We start from the raw sequence: 2,500 nt of genomic DNA, 5'->3' as shown, positions 1-2,500 counted from the left end.
GCTGGAGGTATCAGAAGTGCGAATGCTGACATGAGTAACGATAAGGGGAGTGAAAAACTTCCCCGCCGAAAGACCAAGGGTTCCTATCCCATGCTAATCAGGGTAGGGTGAGTCGGCTCCTAAGGCGAGGCTGAAAGGCGTAGTCGATGGGAAACAGGTTAATATTCCTGTACCGGCCAATACTGCGATGGGGGGACGGAGAAAGCTAGGCAAGCGCGGCGTTGGTAGTCCGCGTGAAAGTGAGTAGGTTGAGAGACTAGGAAAATCCGGTTTCTTAAGACTGAGACACGAGACGAGTCACTAAGGTGATGAAGTTGCTAACGCTATGCTTCCAGGAAAAGCCTCTAAGCTTCAGGTATTGGTGACCGTACCCTAAACCGACACAGGTGGTCAGGTAGAGCATACCAAGGCGCTTGAGAGAACTCGGCTGAAGGAACTAGGCAAAATAGTACCGTAACTTCGGGAGAAGGTACGCTCTTTGATGTGAAGCCCTTGCGGTGTAAGCATTGGAGAGTCGCAGTGACCAGCTGGCTGCAACTGTTTATTAAAAACACAGCACTCTGCAAACACGTAAGTGGACGTATAGGGTGTGACACCTGCCCGGTGCCGGAAGGTTAATTGATGGGGTTAGCGCAAGCGAAGCTCTTGATCGAAGCCCCGGTAAACGGCGGCCGTAACTATAACGGTCCTAAGGTAGCGAAATTCCTTGTCGGGTAAGTTCCGACCTGCACGAATGGTGTAATGATGGCCAGGCTGTCTCCAGCCGAGACTCAGTGAAATTGAAATTGCGGTGAAGATGCCGTATACCCGCGGCTAGACGGAAAGACCCCGTGAACCTTTACTATAGCTTGGCACTGAACATTGACCCTACATGTGTAGGATAGGTGGGAGGCTTTGAAGTTGGAACGCTAGTTCTGATGGAGCCGTCCTTGAAATACCACCCTTGTATGTTTGATGTTCTAACGTAGGCCCGTGAATCCGGGTTGCGGACAGTGTCTGGTGGGTAGTTTGACTGGGGCGGTCTCCTCCTAAAGAGTAACGGAGGAGCACGAAGGTTGGCTAAGTACGGTCGGACATCGTACGGTTAGTGTAATGGTAGAAGCCAGCTTAACTGCGAGACAGACACGTCGAGCAGGTACGAAAGTAGGTCATAGTGATCCGGTGGTTCTGTATGGAAGGGCCATCGCTCAACGGATAAAAGGTACTCCGGGGATAACAGGCTGATACCGCCCAAGAGTTCATATCGACGGCGGTGTTTGGCACCTCGATGTCGGCTCATCACATCCTGGGGCTGAAGTCGGTCCCAAGGGTATGGCTGTTCGCCATTTAAAGTGGTACGCGAGCTGGGTTTAGAACGTCGTGAGACAGTTCGGTCCCTATCTGCCGTGGGCGTTGGATGATTGAGTGGAGTTGCTCCTAGTACGAGAGGACCGGAGTGAACGAACCGCTGGTGTTCGGGTTGTCATGCCAATGGCATTGCCCGGTAGCTACGTTCGGAACGGATAACCGCTGAAAGCATCTAAGCGGGAAGCCGGCCACAAGATGAGTCATCCCTTAGACTTCGAGTCTACTAAAGGGTCGTTGAAGACCACAACGTTGATAGGTGAGGTGTGGAAGCGTGGTGACACGTTAAGCTAACTCATACTAATTGCCCGAGAGGCTTAACCATACAACGCCCAAGATGTTTTAAGAAAAGAATACAGTGTGAATACTGAGTCAGCTTGCTAAGTTAAAGAACAGACAAACCGTTTTTGCCTGGTGGCAATAGCGCTGTGGAACCACCTGACTCCATTCCGAACTCAGAAGTGAAACGCAGCTGCGACGATGGTAGTGTGGCATTCGCCATGCGAGAGTAGTACACCGCCAGGCACCTCATTCAATAGAAAGCCCTACTCGCAAGAGTGGGGCTTTTTTATTGGTTGAAATATCTTGGTGCGGTGTACTGCTCGAGCCGGGCGATACCATGCGACAAAAACGTCTGGAACGTTTTTGGACAGCTTTAGCTGGCCTCGCAGCGGCGAACCCCAGGGAAGGGGGGAGCAAAGTAGTACAGTGAGGCCGGGAGACGACAAGCCAACAGTTTGGCTTGGCGCCGGCTGAACGCCCTTCGCTCTGCGAAGGGCATGAAGGCACCTCATAAAGCCAAAGAGCCCACTCAATCGATTGAGCTTTTTGCTTTATCCGCTACGCGGCGCACACTCACGCATGCCAGCCACAGCGCTGCGCTGGTGGCATTGTGCAGGCCATCCTTGGCCTGCATCGCTTCGCGACCTGCCTGCGGCAGTCCAAATTCGTTCCTGACGAATTTGTTGCCATGCGATTTGGTTCTTAAGAATAGTAAAAGGCAATTAAAGCAGTTATCTCGAATTGTTCCGAGTAACGAAGTACGCCGTTAGACAAATTTTTAACGGGACGTCACCATCATGCTCAAAACTCAAAACTCAAAACTCAAAACTCAAAACTCAAAACTCAAAACTCAAAACTCAAAACTCAAAACTCA

2 rRNA genes (1 of these 2 cut by a window edge) are annotated in these 2,500 nt (G+C 51.2%); both read left to right on the top strand.

Annotated elements, in window-relative coordinates:
* Positions 1-1,669, top strand: a 23S ribosomal RNA gene (locus ACUJFK_RS00010); it begins 1,216 nt to the left of the window's first position.
* An 85-nt stretch (positions 1,670-1,754) separates the two neighbouring features.
* Positions 1,755-1,869: ribosomal RNA gene (gene rrf, locus ACUJFK_RS00005) — 5S ribosomal RNA — on the top strand.
* Positions 1,870-2,500 lie beyond the last annotated feature (631 nt).

The sequence above is a fragment of the Alishewanella sp. HL-SH06 genome (genome assembly GCF_052656265.1).
Note: the sequence above shows the minus strand (reverse complement) of the source record. Positions and strands in the feature narration are given on the sequence as shown.